Annotated in this window: 16 protein-coding genes and 1 pseudogene; 15 read left to right on the top strand and 2 right to left on the bottom strand. The window is 37.7% G+C overall.

All coding sequences use genetic code 11. From position 1 onward, the window contains the following. Positions 1-793: 793 nt before the first annotated feature. A complete protein-coding gene (locus MHB50_RS17785; protein WP_339165043.1) occupies positions 794-2,326 on the bottom strand; it encodes a glycosyltransferase in 1,533 nt (510 codons plus the stop codon). A gap of 228 nt (positions 2,327-2,554) precedes the next feature. Between MHB50_RS17785 and MHB50_RS17780 the strand changes: the two are divergent. The 5 genes and pseudogenes from MHB50_RS17780 to MHB50_RS17760 all read left to right on the top strand — a co-directional run. Next, positions 2,555-3,646, top strand: a pseudogene (locus MHB50_RS17780) (CDP-glycerol glycerophosphotransferase family protein); the annotation flags it as partial. 13 nt (positions 3,647-3,659) lie between these two features. Continuing rightward, positions 3,660-4,478 (top strand): ABC transporter permease, encoded by an 819-nt coding sequence (locus MHB50_RS17775; RefSeq protein WP_340084374.1) that lies wholly within the window; start codon positions 3,660-3,662, stop codon positions 4,476-4,478. Positions 4,479-4,492: 14 nt separating this feature from the next. Beyond that, on the top strand, positions 4,493-5,299 hold the full coding sequence (gene tagH, locus MHB50_RS17770; protein ID WP_340084373.1) for a teichoic acids export ABC transporter ATP-binding subunit TagH: 807 nt from the start codon (positions 4,493-4,495) through the stop codon (positions 5,297-5,299). 79 nt (positions 5,300-5,378) lie between these two features. Then, positions 5,379-6,413, top strand: coding sequence for an MraY family glycosyltransferase (locus MHB50_RS17765; protein ID WP_083717781.1), 1,035 nt, complete (start codon positions 5,379-5,381; stop codon positions 6,411-6,413). A gap of 396 nt (positions 6,414-6,809) precedes the next feature. Next, positions 6,810-7,052 carry a hypothetical protein gene (locus tag MHB50_RS17760; RefSeq protein ID WP_340084370.1) on the top strand — a complete coding sequence of 81 codons (243 nt, stop codon included), beginning with the start codon at positions 6,810-6,812 and terminating at the stop codon, positions 7,050-7,052. Positions 7,053-7,180: 128 nt separating this feature from the next. Here the strand turns inward: MHB50_RS17760 and MHB50_RS17755 are convergent, their stop codons facing one another. Then, positions 7,181-7,981, bottom strand: a complete 801-nt coding sequence (locus MHB50_RS17755; protein WP_340084369.1) for an SGNH/GDSL hydrolase family protein — start codon at positions 7,979-7,981, stop codon at positions 7,181-7,183. Between the two features lie 151 nt (positions 7,982-8,132). Between MHB50_RS17755 and MHB50_RS17750 the strand changes: the two genes are divergently transcribed. The 10 genes from MHB50_RS17750 to neuB all read left to right on the top strand — a co-directional run bounded on the left by MHB50_RS17750 (position 8,133) and on the right by neuB (position 17,691). After that, positions 8,133-8,879, top strand: a complete 747-nt coding sequence (locus MHB50_RS17750; RefSeq protein ID WP_339165034.1) for a YveK family protein — start codon at positions 8,133-8,135, stop codon at positions 8,877-8,879. Next, complete coding sequence (locus tag MHB50_RS17745) at positions 8,866-9,564, top strand: CpsD/CapB family tyrosine-protein kinase (RefSeq protein WP_339165032.1); 699 nt, start codon at positions 8,866-8,868, stop codon at positions 9,562-9,564. Before MHB50_RS17750 ends, MHB50_RS17745 begins: the two co-directional genes overlap by 14 nt. Before the next feature lie 90 nt (positions 9,565-9,654). Beyond that, the gene (locus MHB50_RS17740) at positions 9,655-10,422 is read left to right on the top strand and encodes a CpsB/CapC family capsule biosynthesis tyrosine phosphatase (protein ID WP_339165506.1); all 768 of its coding nucleotides are present in this window, start codon (positions 9,655-9,657) and stop codon (positions 10,420-10,422) included. A gap of 266 nt (positions 10,423-10,688) precedes the next feature. Beyond that, positions 10,689-11,573 (top strand): UTP--glucose-1-phosphate uridylyltransferase GalU, encoded by an 885-nt coding sequence (gene galU, locus MHB50_RS17735; RefSeq protein WP_340084367.1) that lies wholly within the window; start codon positions 10,689-10,691, stop codon positions 11,571-11,573. A gap of 4 nt (positions 11,574-11,577) precedes the next feature. Next, complete coding sequence (locus MHB50_RS17730) at positions 11,578-12,273, top strand: sugar transferase (protein ID WP_340084366.1); 696 nt, start codon at positions 11,578-11,580, stop codon at positions 12,271-12,273. Between the two features lie 63 nt (positions 12,274-12,336). Further along, positions 12,337-13,437: a UDP-galactopyranose mutase gene (gene glf / locus MHB50_RS17725; protein WP_340084365.1), complete on the top strand. Its 1,101-nt coding sequence runs from the start codon at positions 12,337-12,339 to the stop codon at positions 13,435-13,437. Continuing rightward, a complete protein-coding gene (locus MHB50_RS17720; protein WP_340084364.1) occupies positions 13,434-14,198 on the top strand; it encodes a DUF4422 domain-containing protein in 765 nt (254 codons plus the stop codon). Before glf ends, MHB50_RS17720 begins: the two co-directional genes overlap by 4 nt. Positions 14,199-14,288: 90 nt before the next feature. Continuing rightward, positions 14,289-15,626, top strand: coding sequence for a DUF6418 domain-containing protein (locus tag MHB50_RS17715; protein ID WP_340084363.1), 1,338 nt, complete (start codon positions 14,289-14,291; stop codon positions 15,624-15,626). A 57-nt stretch (positions 15,627-15,683) separates the two neighbouring features. Further along, positions 15,684-16,673 (top strand): polysialyltransferase family glycosyltransferase, encoded by a 990-nt coding sequence (locus tag MHB50_RS17710; protein ID WP_340084361.1) that lies wholly within the window; start codon positions 15,684-15,686, stop codon positions 16,671-16,673. Next, the gene (neuB, locus tag MHB50_RS17705) at positions 16,642-17,691 is read left to right on the top strand and encodes an N-acetylneuraminate synthase (protein WP_339165022.1); all 1,050 of its coding nucleotides are present in this window, start codon (positions 16,642-16,644) and stop codon (positions 17,689-17,691) included. Before MHB50_RS17710 ends, neuB begins: the two co-directional genes overlap by 32 nt. The last annotated feature ends 14 nt before the right edge of the window (positions 17,692-17,705 follow it).

Below are 17,705 nucleotides of genomic sequence, written 5' to 3'. Positions count from 1 at the left end.
AGAATAGCATACTGAAGTCTATTTTTGAAGATGTTTGGCGAAGATTGTATAAGCTGAAATTGTGACAGTAATATTAAGCTGCTAAATAAAAAAAGCTCCGTCCTTTGGTTTCAATGAGTTTCCGCAAATCTAAATACCTAAACCTAAAGAAAGGAGCGTCTTTAGGGTGCAGGTTACTACAAATCTAGTCATTATAACAGTTGTCCTTTGGTTGAACCATGCAAGCATTACTTCCAGTTTATGAATTCGTCTAGTTTTGGAAAAACTTGGTTGTTTTAGACAGGTTAGGAAAGCAATCCACAACTCTTGTTGCGGAAGATCATGATTGGATTGTTTCCTGTCACGGGTTTGGCTAACTGGTTCGCCATTCCTGTTTTTAAGTCTGCACTTTTACATACTATCCATTATATCACAATATTTCAGCAGTATTTGTAAGAAATGGTGGAGTCTCATTTAGGAGGGTAATTCTCCGAATTGCTTTTTCTTGTGTTAAAAATTTCCATTCCTTCAAAAGGTCAGGCTCATTTTTAGGTTCTATCAAAAGGGTGGGCTGTTTCCAACTAATCCGAAGTGATATTCAATTCCCTCTTTCAAGCGGGTATTTGGACGTATCTTCCCGGTTATACAGCATAAAGAAAACAGGTGTCCAAAAAGCTTTGGACACCCCCCACTATATTAGATATCTTCGGTACCCTGTAACCTGTTGGGAACTCTTCTGCAATTCCAGTTGTTACGCCTTCTGGAACGCGAATTTTTTGACTTCCGGCAAACGTGTCTGCCCTCATTTTCAACTCTACTTGATATTCACTCCAATGTTATCCCCGATTGTTGTATAAAAATCAATTTGCCGCTTATCGTAATCAAAAATTCGGCGCGCGTTCATTTTGATCGGCAATTTTTGATAGTCACAGTAGCGAATGAACATGAAGTGGCTCGCGGAAGAGAGTTCGGCCAGGCGCTCAAATGGAATTTCAATTTCATACAGCTCTCCGCCCGCATGGCGAATGGGCAACTCGATTTCATTCAATTCGTTATGACGCTGGCGAATGACAAATGAATGTAGTTTGTCCATATAGTCACCGTAAATCTTGACTCGTAATAAAAAACGATCAGCTTCCTTGACTTGGTCATGGTACAGTGCGAGCATTCTGATTCGGGCCCATTGGTACGGCTCATCAAGGGGCAGTCGGTAGTATGGCAATCCTTGCCTAATGACTGTTTCTTTTGTCGTATCTTTCAGGCTCCACTCAATTAATCTGACAATGTCGTCATAGCGATTTTGCTTGAAAAGATCAACGAGCACTTTATGCCAAGGTTCGAAAAAATTTTCGGTAAAGTCGTACCGCAGCCCTTTCGTCGTTTCCAACACCTCCGCAAATTTCTTGTAATACTTGTCTTTTCGAAGGGATCGCAAGAAGTGGTGGCGGTTGAACAGCCTGGTGATGCAATCAAATTCGTATAAACGGTTCAAAACCATCCGCTCAATGTTTTCCGGCAACTGTTTCTTGATGACATTCCGAATGACTTCCAAGTTCGTATCCGTTTTTTCAAAAATAGATGTTTTGGAAACGAGGCTTTTATTGTCCCGATAACGATTGACGTAATAAATAACCTCTTTTGTAGTCGATATGTTCGGACAGTTGGTTAAAACATCAATGAAAAATTGTTTATCTTCCGCAAACCTCATATGCGGAAAACGGCAGTTGTGTTGTCTTAAAAATTCCGTTCTCATCATTCTCGCCGTCGGCCCCAAATGCTGAAAAATATGGGGAATCGTGCAGGGATTTATCGATTCTCGATACTCGCAACTGTTGTACTCTCCAGTGATGACAAACTTATTATCTTCCACTTTAATCGTTCTTCCAATCCCGTAAGGATCTCCCGTTTTTTCTAACAATTGGTGTAGGACTTCAATTCCGTTTTTACTGAGCCAGTCATCTGAATCAATAAACATGAGATACTTGCCTTTTGCCAAATCAATTCCGACATTTCTCGGCTTCGCAGGAGAACCGTTATTGCTTTTAAAAAAAACGGGAACGATATTTGAATAAGAACGGGCGTACTCCATAATGATCGGCCGCGAATTGTCTGTTGACTTATCATCCAGTATCAAAAATTCGATATTTTCAAAGCCGATCGTTTGCCGGATAACGGAATCAATTGTTTTTCGCAGTGTTTTTTCCGCGTTATATACAGGCATGACGACCGAAACTTTAAATTCCCTGTTCCGGTTGGCTGGATGGACGTAATAACCTTCAGGATTATACTCAAACCGCGATCTTCCATTTGTAAAAGTGGCATACATGCGAGTCAGGAATGAAAACATGGTAATCCTCCCATAAGCGTATCAGTTAACCGTATTATGAGCTTTACACCCTCATTTTATAAGTTCTCCCCGGTTTATTACCCGATTCATTGGACATACTTTTCAATATGGCATTCCAAATGGAGCACGGTGATGGTGATGAGTAAAAAACTTAAAAAAAAGCTTTTAAAAATATACAAAAAGACGTTTAGATGGTTGGCCTTAATATTGCCGAAAAACAAGAACCTCATTGTGTTTGAAAGTTTTTTGGGAAAGCAGTACAGCTGTAATCCAAGGGCTATTTATGAATTTTTAAGAGACCATCATTCGGGATATAAAATGGTGTGGAGTGTTGATAAGCGTTGTACGGAGAAATTTGACAAACACGGTATCCCATATGTCAGGCGCTTTTCTCTTGAATGGCTTTTTACGGTGACCAGAGCGAAATATTGGGTGACGAATTGCCGATTTCCGCTTTGGATGACCAAATCCCCGAAAACCATTTATGTCCAAACATGGCATGGCACGCCGTTAAAAAAGCTCGGACTTGACATGGAAGAGGTGCACATGCCGGGGACAAACACGAATAAATATAAGCGAAACTTTGTAAGAGAATCCGGAAAATGGGATGTTTTAATTTCACCGAATGCATACTCGACGGAGATTTTTAAGCGGACATTTCTTTTTGGAAAAAAAATGATTGAAGCGGGCTATCCCCGGAACGATTTTTTAATCCATAACAACAATACTAAAAAAATCGCGGAAATCAAGAAGTCATGCGGCTTGCCAATGGAGAAAAAGGTCATTTTATATGCCCCGACATGGCGGGATAATCAGTACTACGGCAAAGGCCGGTATAAATTTGACATTCAGCTTGATTTTGCAGCCTTAAAAAGGGAGCTTGCCGATGAATATATCATCATATTCCGGCTCCATTATCTTGTTGCGGAACATCTTGATCTGTCAGGCTATGAAGGATTTATGTACGATTTTTCCCAACATGAAGATATTCGTGACCTGTATCTCATTTCGGACATCCTTGTTACCGATTATTCTTCCGTCTTTTTTGATTTTGCCAACTTAAAGCGGCCGATGATTTTTTTCGTGTATGACATTGAAGATTACCGGGACAAATTACGCGGCTTTTATTTTGATTTTGAAAAAGAGGCCCCGGGTCCCTTGGTTAAAACGACTGATGACCTAATTCACGAAATTAAGAGCATGAAATATCAAGTCGACGCTAACACATTGCAAGCTTTTTATGACAAATTTTGTTATTTGGATAAAGGGAATGCCAGTGAACGGGTCGTCAATGAAGTGTTCAACGTACGCCCGCTGTGAAAGGGTTTTTTTCATGAAATCTGCATGGAACGTCTTGAAAGAGCAAATCGGGCATTTCTATTTGATCCGGAGGCTGTCCCTTTATGAATTAAAAAGCAAAAATAAAAGCAACTACCTTGGGATGGCGTGGGAAGTGATCAGCCCGGTCATTCAAATTTTGATATACTGGTTCGTTTTCGGGAGTATCCGCCAACGGGCGAATATCGAAGTGGTTCCCGGGTTTGAAGTGCCCTTTATCTATTGGTTGCTGGGCGGTTTTGTATTATGGACCTTTTTTTATCAAGCCGTCATTCAAGGGTCAAAATCTATTTATACACGTTTGCTCATACTGTCAAAAATGAATTTTCCGATGAGCGTTATACCGAACATCGTCATTTTCTCGCAGTTTTACACGCACTTGATATTACTTGGCATTACAATCCTGATATTTCAAGTATCCGGCTATCTTGTGACGATTTATTTCTTGCAAATCTTTTACTTTATTTTCGCGACTTTTTTCTTGGTATTCGCCATTTCGTTGATTACGTCCACGTTGTCGACGATCATTCGCGATGTACATATGCTGCTGAACGCGACATTGAGAATGCTTCTATATTTGTCGCCTGTTTTATGGCAAGTCACCATTTTAGAAGACCCGCTTCCGACCATTATGAAAATCAATCCACTATATTATTTAATTGAAGGATATCGGGCCGCACTGTTTGGAACGGGCTGGTATTTTGCCGAACACTGGAGATATTCGCTTTATTTCTGGGCGGTCGCCATTATATTGCTCCTATTTGGCGCAAAGCTGCATATGAAATTCAGAAGACATTTTATTGATTACTTATAACAGGTCGTGATGAAATGGAAAAAGCAATTATCGCCAGAAACGTCACTAAAAAATATAAATTGTACAATGGAACGAAAGAGCGTCTGTTTGATTTGATTTTTCCCAAAGATTATGGCGAGGATTTCTATGCATTGGCCAATGTCAGTTTTGAAGTTGAAAAAGGCGAATCCGTCGGGTTTATGGGCATGAACGGATCAGGGAAATCAACGTTGGCGAACATCGTCGCCGGGATTGTTCCCGAAACGTCGGGTACGGTGGAATTAAGCGGACAGGCGGCATTGATCGCAGTAGCGGCAGGACTCAAAGGAGACTTGTCCGGGCGGGACAACATTGAATTAAAGCTGCTCATGCTCGGTTTTTCGAAAGAAGAAATTAAAGCATTGGAACCGGAAATCATCGATTTCTCGGAGTTGGGAAAATTCATCGATCAACCCGTGAAGTCATATTCAAGCGGTATGAGATCCCGTCTCGGATTTTCCATCTCTGTCCATATCGATCCCGATATTTTACTCATTGACGAGGCACTTTCCGTTGGAGACAGGGCGTTTGCTGAAAAAAGCCTCGATAAAATGAAGGAATTTAAAAAAAGGGGAAAAACGCTCATCTTCGTTAGCCATTCACTCGGACAGATGAGACAGTTTTGCGAAAAAATTCTTTGGCTCGAATACGGGATGGTGAAAGGTTTTGGCGCCGTGGATGAAATGATCCCGAAATACGAAACATTTTTAAACGATTTTAAAAAAATGTCACGGGAAGAAAAGGAAATGTACAAAGAGAAGGCCATGGAACGACAGAAGGAATTCCTTTTGCCACAAGTATAATCTCCCATCATTTACATGATAAAACTTGTGGTACTTCACCTCATAGCTACACATGATAAGGTGGAGGAGGAAGGTTCCAGTGATATATGTAGTGCCGTTGATTTGTTTTATCATCTCGATCGCTTTGACTCCGGCCGTGAAACGATTGGCCTATTATTGGGGAGCTATCGATCAGCCGAATCAGCGAAAAATTCATCAAAAGCCGATGCCGCTTTTGGGCGGTCTTGCCATCTTCGCCAGTTTTTTGGCAGGTGTCATTCTCGTTTTGCCATTCGACCAGCGTGTGTTCACGATCGTGGTTGGGGGAGTCATCATTGTCATGACTGGCATCCTTGACGACATGCTACAATTACCTCCACATATGAAACTCCTTGGGCAGATCGCGGCAGGCGGCGTTGTCATTTATGGCGGATTGGTGATCACCGAATTGAACATTCCGTTTGGAGGGCAGTTCGTGCTCGGCTTTGTTAGTGTTCCGATCACTCTGTTGTGGGTGGTCGGTATCACAAACGCCATCAATTTGATCGACGGGTTGGACGGGTTGGCTGCTGGCGTATCGGCCATTGCTTTTTCAGCCATCACCTTCATGGCATTCCTTCATGGTGATTTTTTTGTACTCGTTCTTGGATTGATATGTATTGGCAGCACCCTCGGCTTTCTCGTGTACAATTTTTATCCGGCTAAAATGTTCATGGGAGACACCGGCGCCTTGTTTCTCGGCTACATGATCGCTGTTCTCTCCCTTCTCGGATTTAAAAGCGTTACCTTTATCTCCTTCATAATTCCGATCATCATGTTGGGTGTGCCCATTTCTGACACGCTATTTGCCATTATTAGACGTATTCTTCATAAAAAACCAATTGCCGCCCCTGACAAAGCTCACTTACACCATTGCCTGCTGCTAATAGGGTTTTCCCACCGGCAAGCAGTGCTTCTGATCTATGCGATAGCGGCTCTATTCAGCCTGGCAGGAATTATTTTTTCCATGGCCACCGCCTGGCTGTCCATCGTCATCCTTTGCATCTTGATCATTGCCTTGCAAATTTTTGCGGAAGCCCTTGGTCTTGTGGGCGAAAACTACAAACCGCTTCTGACCATGATCAGGAGAAAATAGCTGAATTTTCTGCGGGTTATGCTTCTACAGCCCGTCTTTAATCAAAATTTGTCTGGGAACATCGCAAATAACTTTTTAAGCCACCGTTTCAAGGTAAATGACCGGGAAATCCAAAGCTTGTTTCAAAATAGAGTGCTAAAAAATCGACTTAATTGTGGCCGCGATCACCACATATCCACGATTGTTTTTATAAAACTTTGAGCCAATGCTAATTATTTTCCCAAATTGGATGAATTGAAAGTAACCCTTCGTGGCTTGAAAAAGGAAATGTTGTATGTTATGCAGCGATAGACAACTCATGCGGATACAAGCTCCGATGGATAATGGAAGAGTGAGTCTACGGCGGATCGAAACATGGTTTATCCTGGATAGAAAAGGAGTCAAGCAGGACAAATCGTGCTTCATCCAGAATCAGAATACATTACTCAGACTCTGCCCACAAAAATGTTTGAATATATGGCTGCGGGAATTCCAGTTAAGATTTCCGTTATGAAAAAAATTGACGCGAATGTGGTATTTGATCGATCTATTAAATCTAGAAGAAATTACCGACGCCATCCAACGGAGGAGATGGGGAACAACGGAAAAAGGGCAGAACAAAATGCAATTGGGACAATGAAAGCAACAAGGAGCATATAAAAAGCTTCTGATGGATCTGAGTGGAAGGCAATCCCTTTTTGTAAGAGACTGTGGGCAGAAGGTGCAAGCCATTGTTCCCGTACATGTGGAAAAGCCGGTCAGAATTTATCTGCCCGGCTTTCCCTTTCCTATGCATCTGCGATAAAATATTCCTTCAAGTATGTAAACCATATTTCATGTCCTTTTTCATTTGGAGCGCTTTGATCCTCCAATAAATAGGAGCGCAATTGTTCATTTTCCACAGCTGGCCATTTGGCCCAGTGATTCAAAAATGGCAAGTTGTTATCCCCGGCGAACTTTTCCAACGCCTCTACTTCCAATGGATAGTATGTGGCGTTATGGATCGGGTGCGGTGGCTGCAAGATAACGACAGCCCCTTCCTTTTCCTTTTGAACAGCGGATATAAAGGAGCGAATGTTTTCATGGCTATCTTCTGCTTTAACGCTTCCATTATCATTTAATGTGAATGGTTCAAATAAAACGATATCAGGTTGGAATTTGGCGACTTCTTTGTCATGGCCGGAAGCTATAAATTGATCGGACTGCTCTTCATGTTGGAAAATTTCCACATCAAGGGTATCCCCATATGTATCAGCCAATACATCTTGCAGTTGAACAGACCAGCCATTTGCTTCCTCGCCCAGTGCTTTCGAGCCGACAATAGCCAATTTCAATGGTTGTTTGTTCAACATGGCTTTTTCAAAAGCGGCTTGGGTATTCTCTGGCCAGTTCGCAGCTTTTGCTAGTTTTTCTTCATCGGTCTTGCTTTCTCCAGCTTGCTTTTTTTCTTTTGAAGTAGACGACGCTGCGTCCTTTACGGACGTTTTCTCAACATTTATGGAAGTGGTCTTATGTTTCCAATATGTATGCCCTGCAAATAAAAATATAATGGATATGATAACTGCTATAAAAGTAAAAAACCTTCTCATACTAAGCCCCCTACAAAAAATAGTAAGATTTTCCAAAATATGCCCTAGCATTTTTACATTATACGACATATAATCGTATATAGTTGTGAATTTAGACAAAAAACTTTACTATTTACATATATCATATAACAGATTTAACCAGGAGGAAACTATGGAAGAAACTATAAGCTTAAAGGAACTGATGGCAACACTGCGAAAGCGGATAAATCTCATCGTGCTTGTCACGTTAACGGCCGTCGTACTAAGTGGAGCTGTCAGTTATTTTGTTATGACGCCCATCTACCAATCTTCGACACAATTACTTGTTAACCAGGCAAAAAGCGACCAGCCTGTATACAATCCCGCAGAAATTCAAACCAATTTACAATTAATTAATACATATAACGTCATTATCAAAAGCCCGGCAATATTGGAAGATGTTATAAACGATTTGGATTTGCAAATGACGGTGAGTCAACTGAATGAAAAAATAACCGTTGAAAGTGAGAAAGACTCGCAGGTTGTAAATGTAACTGTGGAAGATCCCGATCCGAACAACGCAGCGGAAATTGCCAATAAGATTGCAACTGTTTTTCAAAAAGAAATAGCCAGTATTATGAATGTAGACAACGTCAGTATTCTTACAACTGCTGAAGTAAGCGAGAATCCAACACCAGTTAAGCCTAAGCCTTTGCTTAATATTGCTATTGCCTTAGTCGTTGGCCTGATGGCGGGAGTAGGAATCGCCTTCCTCCTAGAATATTTGGACAACACGGTAAAGACGGAGCAGGATGTAGAGCAGTTATTGGGCCTTCCTGTCTTGGGAGCCATAGCCACTTTTGAGGAACAAGACATGAAAAGACCCTCGAGATCAACGAGAAATACGAGGTTAAGGAGTGAAACCGTTGGCTTTAAATAAGAAAAAGGCTGGGAAACCGGCCAGAAGACAGCTCATTACAAGTTTAAATCCAAAGTCACCGGTCTCTGAGCAATACCGGACAATTCGGACGAATATTTTGTTTTCTTCGATCGATGACGAAATTCGCTCCTTGATGGTTACTTCTTCCGGCCCGGGAGAAGGGAAGTCTACGACAGTGGCTAATTTGGCCATCGTTTTTGCCCAGCAGGGGAAACGTATATTGCTTGTGGATGCTGATATGAGAAAGCCGACCGTCCATTATACATTTGGTGTAACGAATACTTTCGGATTGACGAATGTGTTGGCGCGGCAAATGGAGTTGCAAGAGGCCGTAAAATCCACATCTGAAGAACTGCTTTTCGTACTTACATCTGGTCCCATACCGCCCAATCCGGCAGAACTATTGAGTTCACGCGGAATGAAGCAGTTTTTTGAAGAAGCTTTAAACGAATACGATTTGGTTATGTTCGATACGCCTCCCGTATTGGCGGTGACGGATGCTCAAATTTTGTCGAATCAATGCGATGGCACGATCCTTGTCATTTCTAGCGGCAAAACGGAAACGGAGTCGGCTCAGAAAACGAAAGATCTGCTGGAAGCAGCACAAGCAAAAATTCTAGGTGTTGTATTAAATAATAAAAAAATGGATAAAAACGATAATTATTACTACTATGGAACGAAATAGCATTCGGTAAATCTGCGTATTTACTTGGAAATCATGCATCAGTAATATAAACTTAAGATGATTATATCTATTTTATAAGGGGTGAGCCAAATAATAGATATACATTGTCATATATTACCAGGAATAGATGATGGGGCTGCGGACTTTACGGAAAGTTTGGAAATGGCCAAGGCCGCAGCCAAAGAGGGGATTAAAAAGATCATCGCTACTCCGCATCACCGAAATGGAAGTTACGATAATTATAAAGACGAGATCATTCATAGAACAAAAGAGTTAAATGATTACTTACAGTCCGAGCAGGTAAAAGTGGAGATTTTGCCCGGGCAAGAAACGAGAATATATGGCGAAATGGTTGAAGACTACGAAAAAGGGGAGATTCTGACACTTGCGGAAGTATCGACTTATGTGTTTGTCGAATTTCCTTCCGGAAATGTTCCCCGCTATACAGAACAACTGTTGTTTGACCTGCAAATGAAAGGTGTAACACCGGTCATTGTCCATCCAGAAAGAAATGCGGAGCTGATTCAGCAGCCGGACAAATTGTATCAGTTTGTAAAAAACGGCGCAGCGACTCAAGTAACGGCAGCAAGCGTTGTCGGCTACTTTGGGAAAAAAATCCAAAAATTTACCGAAGATCTGATTCAAGCAAATTTGACACATTTTATCGCTTCTGACGCGCATAACACAACGACAAGAGCTTTTAAAATGGAGGAAGCCCTTGAAGTGATCAATGCCAAATTTGGCTCGGATATCCTTTTTATGTTGATGGATAATTCGGAACTAATCGTGGATGGTAAAGACATTTTTCGCGAGATTCCAGAAAGGGTTAGGAAGAAAAGGATATTTGGCCTTTTTTAGACCTTTAGCACAGTAACCTAACAGGATTATTCGGTGATGTCTCCTTTCCGTTATCAATGGAGGCACTCGGCCATGCCGTGGGTACGAGTATAGCTCTGCCTTAGACGCCCGTCGTCAGGGGCATGGTGTGAGGGTGGGTTAGATGCCCACATCTTTATATATCTTTTGTTAAGAAAATGTAAATGTTAAATGTCTAATGAAAGGGCATAAGTCAATGTGTGCGCTTTCATTAGATATTTATTTTTTCTGAAAGGACTGTCTGCGAATTGAAACAAGTAAGAAAAGCGATTATTCCCGCTGCAGGGTTGGGAACGAGGTTTCTTCCAGCAACAAAAGCGATGCCAAAGGAAATGTTGCCAATTGTCGACAAACCAACTATTCAATATATTGTAGAAGAAGCAGTTGCTTCCGGCATCGAAGATATTATTATAGTGACCGGAAAAGGCAAGCGAGCAATCGAAGACCATTTTGACCATGCTTTCGAATTGGAACAAAACTTGATTGAAAAAGAAAAATACGACCTGTTAGAGAAGGTAAGATTCTCTTCCAACTTGGCCGATATTCATTATATACGCCAAAAAGAACCGAAGGGATTGGGTCACGCTGTTTGGTGTGCTCGCAGTTTCATTGGAAATGAACCTTTTGCAGTCTTGCTCGGTGATGACATAGTTCAAAGCAAGATACCATGTTTGCGCCAATTAATTGATCAGTATGAAGAAACATCCTCCTCTGTTATCGGGGTTCAGCAAGTTTCAGAAGATGTTACACACCGTTATGGTATTATCGATCCAATTAACCAATCTGGGCGTCTATATCAAGTAAGTAATTTTATTGAAAAACCGAAACCAGGAACAGCACCATCCAATTTGGCCATCATGGGTCGTTATGTATTAACACCTGAAATCTTTATGTTTCTTGAAAAGCAAGAAAAAGGTGCTGGTGGAGAAATTCAATTAACCGATGCCATTCAGCAGCTTAACAAAATTCAAAGGGTTTTTGCTTATGATTTTGAAGGGAAACGATATGATGTCGGGGAAAAGTTGGGGTTTGTCAAAACAACTTTAGAATTTGCTCTTCAAAATGAAGATATTAAAGAAGAGCTAACTACTTATTTAAAAGACAAGTTAAATGGGATGTTTGTTACGAGGTGAAAAAATGAGTAAAAACGACCCAAACTTCAGCTCATCTTCCTATATTCCCCAAGTCATAATTGATGAAACCAGTACCTCTGTATCACAGGGGTACTTATTTATTAAGCGCTTGATTGATATTGCAGGTGCTATAATAGGACTATTGTTATCATTTCCTTTATTTTTAATTGTTAGCATAATGTATTTATTTGGTGAAGCAAAAGGCCCTATCTTCTTTAAGCAAAAAAGGTATGGAAAAAGTGGGGAACTTTTTAATATTTATAAGTTTAGGTCAATGGTAGTAAACGCCGATGACAAGCTCAAGCAAAATAAGGAGCTTTATCAAAAGTATATAAAAAACAACTATAAATTAGAGCCGGAAGAAGACCCAAGAATAACAAAGCTTGGCAGGTTTTTAAGAAGAACTAGTTTGGATGAGTTACCTCAGTTAATTAATGTATTAAAAGGAGATATGAGCTTAGTGGGTCCGCGACCGGTTGTTCAAGAAGAATTAAGAGAATATAATAATAAAGCTAGTGATTTTTTATCTGTAAAGCCAGGAATTACGGGATATTGGCAGGTATGTGGAAGAAGCAGTGTTGGATATCCCGAAAGAGTAAATTTGGAATTACATTATGTTTATAACCAGTCTTTAATATTTGATATAAAAATATTAATTTTAACCATATGGATAGTCATTTTAAAAAAAGGTGCTTATTAGGCATTAAGTCGTTAAGGCATCCAACGAGACCAGTGGTTTTTGATTTTGGGAGGCATTTGTTCTATGTATGATTATTTAATAGTAGGGGCGGGACTGTTTGGGTCTGTTTTTGCTCATGAAGCTTCTAGAAGAGGGAAAAAGTGTTTAGTTATCGATAAACGAGACCATATAGGAGGAAATATCTATACTGAAAAAATAGAAGATATTAACGTTCATAAGTATGGAGCACATATTTTTCATACTAACAACAAAGAAATTTGGGATTATGTGAACCAATTTGTTGAATTTAATAGATATACTAACTCACCAATTGCTAATTATAACGGTGAAATTTACAATTTGCCATTTAATATGAATACATTTAACAAATTGTGGGGAGTGGTGACACCTAAAGAAGCTAAAGAAAAAATTGAAGAACAAAAAAGAGAAGCAGGGATCACAAAGCCCAGAAATTTAGAAGAACAAGCAATTTCTTTAGTTGGTACAGATATTTATGAAAAATTGATAAAGGGATATACAGAAAAGCAATGGGGAAGGCCTGCAACGGAACTTCCTGCATTTATTATTAAGAGACTACCTGTAAGGTTTACATACGACAATAACTACTTTAATGATAGATATCAAGGAATACCAATTGGTGGATATAATGTCATAATAGAAAGAATGCTGGAGAATTGCGACGTTCAATTAGAAACAGACTTTTTTGCAGAAAGAGAGCAATTAGAGAAAGAAGCAAACAAAATTGTATATACTGGCATGGTAGATGAGTTTTATAATTTTAAGTTTGGGGTTTTAGAGTATAGAAGTTTAAAGTTTGAAAATAAGATATTAGAAACTGATAATTATCAAGGTAACGCCGTGGTAAACTATACAGATAGCCAGACGCCTTATACAAGGGTAATAGAGCATAAACACTTTGAATTTGGAACACAGGATAAAACGGTTATCACAAGAGAATATCCAAAAGAATGGAAAAAGGGTGATGAGCCATACTATCCGATCAATAATGAAAAGAATAATCAGCTATTTAGGAAATATAAGGAATTGGCCGATCAAGAAGAAAATGTGATTTTTGGTGGCAGATTGGCCAACTATAAATATTATGATATGCATCAGGTTATTGGGGCAGCGTTGACTAAAGTTAAAGAGGAATTTAATAAATGAGTGATATAAAGATTCTTGTTGCTACACATAAGAAATATGATATGCCTATTAGCGACATTTATTTACCCATCCATGTAGGTAAAGAGGGTAAGGAAGATTTAGGTTTTATAGGAGATAATACAGGAGACCACATCTCTTATAAAAACCAAAACTACTGTGAATTAACAGCACTATATTGGGCATGGAAAAATCTTGATTGTAAGTATATTGGACTTTCACATTATAGAAGGTATTTTACAAGTGCAAATTTATTAAAACGACTTTCGGATAAAAAGAAGTTCGAGTTAATTCTTAAAGAGAATGAAGTCAAGGCATTATTATCTGAATACGACATCATTTTACCAAAGAAAAGAAATTACTTTATCGAAACAGTATGGTCACATTATAAAAACGCTCATCATATCGATGATTTAGAAGAAACAAAAAAGATTTTAGTTGAACAGTATCCAGAATACATCGAGAGCTTTAATCATGTAATGAAAGATAAGAGTCTACATCTGTATAATATGTTTGTTATGAAAAAAGAAAGTTTCGATAGTTATTGTCGATGGCTTTTTGATATTCTCTTTGAATTGGAAAAACGCATAGATATAACAAGTTATGACGACTATCAAAAAAGGATCTTTGGCTTTATAAGTGAAAGATTGTTTAATGTTTGGATAGAAAAAAATATTTCTAAGATTAAAGAGATGAAAATCTATAGTTTCGAGAAAATTGATTGGATATCAAAAGTCTATTACTTTTTAAAAAGAAAGTTTTAATAGAGATTAGAGCCAAAGGCCAATAGAGTTTTGGATACTGGAATATATAGAAGAAATTACATTTATACTAAGAAGGATGGCATAGAGGAAATGATTAGATTATCAAAAGTATTTATATTTGTTATTAGTATTTTAGCATGTTTGATACATTCAAATATACTTGCAATTGCCTCCTTCGTTATTTATTTATTCTATATTTTTATTAAAGACAAGAAGTTTATTCTAAAATATTTTTATGTTGTTTTTCTAGTAACAACAAATATTTTAGGAGTTTTTATTATAGAATCGACTTATTTGTATTTATTTGAAGTCGGACAATGGACTAGTAAAGCTAACTCATTAGGACCTATTGTAATAGTTCATTTACTTTTTCTGGAGACACTTTTTTTTGTAGATGGGATTTATAAAAATAAACAAGCAAATTTAATTACTAGAAAATCTTTTTCAGATACTTTTTTTATATTGGCTGCAGTGTTTTCCATAGCAATTCTTTTTTATTTATTTTTAAAAGTAATTGATAAGCCATATTTTATATTTGAATACGATAGATTTGCATACCAACAGAATATATTAAGTCCACTTGATGCTAAATTAGGGAATCTATTTTTGTATTTGATGCCGATATTTTATTTTTTACTTATAAAGTATAGGAAATTAGGGTTAATAGTAATCGCTTTATACAATATATATTTTATTTGGATTGGACATAAGTTCTCTATTTTTATTATGGCATTTCAAATAGGTCTATTAGCGGTTTATCAATATATCCCAACAAATAAATTAAGAGGCTACATTGTCAAAGTAGGAATTGTAATGTCGTTATTTATTGGTATTGTGACTATACAAAATGTTTTGGTACGTGATTTTTCAATTGAAAATAATATTGCTTATCTTCAACAAAGGTTGGCACAGCAAGGTCAGCTATGGTGGGCTGTGTATAAAGAAAAAGAGTTTCATGAAATGCACTTGGCTGAAGCTGGGGAAGAGTTAAGTCTATTTTTCAAACCAAAAGCAGATGAAAATGAAAAAGCTTTTGATCTAGGGATGTTTAAAATCATGAAGTTAGTGGCTCCTGAAAATATTGTGCAATTTAAAATACAACAAGATAGTCGATTTGCTTTTTCTACCCAATCAAGCATATTGTACTATTTTAACTACCCAACTTTATTATTAATGACTATTTTAATAGCAGCACTTTTTTCAGTCTTAACAAATACTTTAATTCAATATATTAATGAGGGAAATTTTATTAATACAATTTTACTATCTAAGTTATATATAACTTATGTTAGGTTTATTTCAAATAGTGATTTTCATACTATTTTTTCTTTAGAAGTAATTTGTATTTTGTTTCTAATTGCTTTTGTGAATTTATTATTAAAATTAAGGAGGAGAAAATATCAAATTAAAAGTCCAGTATTATATTGAATTCATTAACACTTCTTCTGGTTGTTCCAAAATACGTAATAAATTTGAGGAATCAATATGAACTTTTATATTTGTTCTACGCCCTATCATATTTTCATCAGTCTTTGTCATTTATACTCCGATGTTAGGAAAGGAGTATTTTATCTGACAACGCACGATTCAAATTCGGAACAGCTATTTGTTCTTTTGAAAGAAAGATTAAATAAACTTGAAAAAGTTGAAGATGTTATTATTAGGAAAAGAAGCAAATTGATGGAGCGACTTTTAATAGAGGAATGTAAGGATCGCTTTTTATTTAATAGAGTGAAAAAACACTTAAACAATAATTCTACGGTATTTCTTTTCCCGTGGAACCCGTATTCACTTTATACCATATCGAATTATATCTACAAAAAAGCTAAAAGTGTTATTTTTTTAGAGGATGGGGCTAACTTATTCCTCTACCCAGAACCAAGCAAGTTAAATTTGTTTGTAAAAAAATATCTTTATAGAATTAGTACAGACTTTTACTTAGATAAAAAACTAAAAAAAATAATGGTTCAGTATCCAGAAAGATATCCTAAGCACCTTTTTGAAAAGCTTGAGTATCTGGATTTAAAGCCAATGTTTAACCACTTGAATAATATGGAAAAGGATCTTATTATCGGTGTGTTTTTAGAAGAAAAGAAAGCAAACAAGTTATTAGATTTTAAACAGAAAGACAGCATTATTATTCTTACACAACCTCTGTCAGAAGATGGTTATATAACAGAAAAAGAGAAGATCATGTTATATAAGGATATTATCGATACGCATAAAGAGTATCAGATTGTAATAAAGAAGCATCCTCGTGAAAGAACCGTTTATGGAATTAATGAAATTATTGAATTAGATGGTTCTTTTCCTAGTGAAATTTTTTCAATGCTAGATATTGGATTCAAAAAAGCAGTAGGAGTCTGCACAAGTGCTATTTCTGGTATAAATGCCGAGGAAAAATATAATACTGATGAGAATTTTTTGCAGAGGGGAAAAAATAATGACAAAGCCATATATTCAAATCGGAAATAGAAAAGTTGGAGAAGATTATAGACCACTAGTAATTGCCGAAATTGGAATTAACCATGAGGGAAGTCTCGAGGTCGCTAAACAGATGGTAGATGCTGCGTATTCTGCAGGAGCTGAGGTGGTAAAACATCAAACTCATGTGGTTGAAGATGAGATGAGTCAAGAGGCTAGGAAGGTAATACCTGGAAACACCGATGTGTCTATCTATGAAGTGATGGAAAGATGCGCTCTTAATGAGGAAGACGAAATAGCCTTAAAAAAATATGTGGAATCTAAGGGTATGTTATTTATAAGTACTCCTTTTTCGCGTGCGGCTGCTGATAGGTTAGAAAAAATGGGGGTATTGGCTTACAAGATTGGATCTGGCGAATGTAACAATTATCCATTAATTGAACATATAGCTTCCTTCGGAAAGCCCATGATTGTTTCAACAGGTATGAATGATCTAGATAGTATTAGCAAAACAGTTGAAATACTTGAGAGAAAAAATATACAATATGCCCTCTTACATTGTACAAATATATATCCGACTCCTCCCCATTTAGTGAGGCTGGGTGGTATGCAAGAATTACAAAAAGCTTTTCCTCGAGCAGTAATCGGCCTTTCAGATCACACTGTTAATAACAATGCCGCTTTAGCGGCAACAGCGTTAGGGGCATCTATATTAGAAAGACATTTTACTGATAGGAAAGATAGACCTGGGCCAGATATATTATGTTCTATGGATCCAACAGAGTTAAAAGATTTAATAGTTGCAAGTAAAGAAGTTGCAGAAATGAGAGGTGGAAAGAAAGAAGCAGCATTAGAGGAAAAAGTAACCATTGAATTTGCTTTTGCAACTGTCGTCACTACTAAAAATTTAAAAGCTGGCGATGTCTTAACAAAAGATAATATTTGGGTTAAAAGGCCTGGGACTGGTGAGATAAAAGCTGAGCATTATAATTCGTTAATAGGTAAAAAGGTAACTAAAGCTGTTGAATGTGATACTCACCTTTCATGGTCTGATCTAGAGAATGCTTAGTTGAAAGTATAATT

This window comes from Siminovitchia sp. FSL H7-0308 (assembly GCF_037980985.1).
GTDB classification, from domain to species: Bacteria; Bacillota; Bacilli; order Bacillales; family Bacillaceae_C; genus Siminovitchia; species Siminovitchia thermophila.
The sequence above is the reverse complement of the archived record's forward strand: the minus strand, read 5'-3'. Positions and strand labels throughout refer to the sequence as shown.

Coding starts and splice junctions, on each gene's coding strand:
- MHB50_RS17785 (WP_339165043.1), bottom strand. CDS start 2,326: ATGTTTTCATTCCTGACTCGCATGTATGCCACTTTTACAAATGGAAGA.
- MHB50_RS17775 (WP_340084374.1), top strand. CDS start 3,660: ATGAAATCTGCATGGAACGTCTTGAAAGAGCAAATCGGGCATTTCTAT.
- tagH (WP_340084373.1), top strand. CDS start 4,493: ATGGAAAAAGCAATTATCGCCAGAAACGTCACTAAAAAATATAAATTG.
- MHB50_RS17755 (WP_340084369.1), bottom strand. CDS start 7,981: ATGAGAAGGTTTTTTACTTTTATAGCAGTTATCATATCCATTATATTT.
- MHB50_RS17750 (WP_339165034.1), top strand. CDS start 8,133: ATGGAAGAAACTATAAGCTTAAAGGAACTGATGGCAACACTGCGAAAG.
- MHB50_RS17730 (WP_340084366.1), top strand. CDS start 11,578: ATGAGTAAAAACGACCCAAACTTCAGCTCATCTTCCTATATTCCCCAA.
- glf (WP_340084365.1), top strand. CDS start 12,337: ATGTATGATTATTTAATAGTAGGGGCGGGACTGTTTGGGTCTGTTTTT.
- MHB50_RS17720 (WP_340084364.1), top strand. CDS start 13,434: ATGAGTGATATAAAGATTCTTGTTGCTACACATAAGAAATATGATATG.
- MHB50_RS17715 (WP_340084363.1), top strand. CDS start 14,289: ATGATTAGATTATCAAAAGTATTTATATTTGTTATTAGTATTTTAGCA.
- MHB50_RS17710 (WP_340084361.1), top strand. CDS start 15,684: ATGAACTTTTATATTTGTTCTACGCCCTATCATATTTTCATCAGTCTT.
- neuB (WP_339165022.1), top strand. CDS start 16,642: ATGACAAAGCCATATATTCAAATCGGAAATAGAAAAGTTGGAGAAGAT.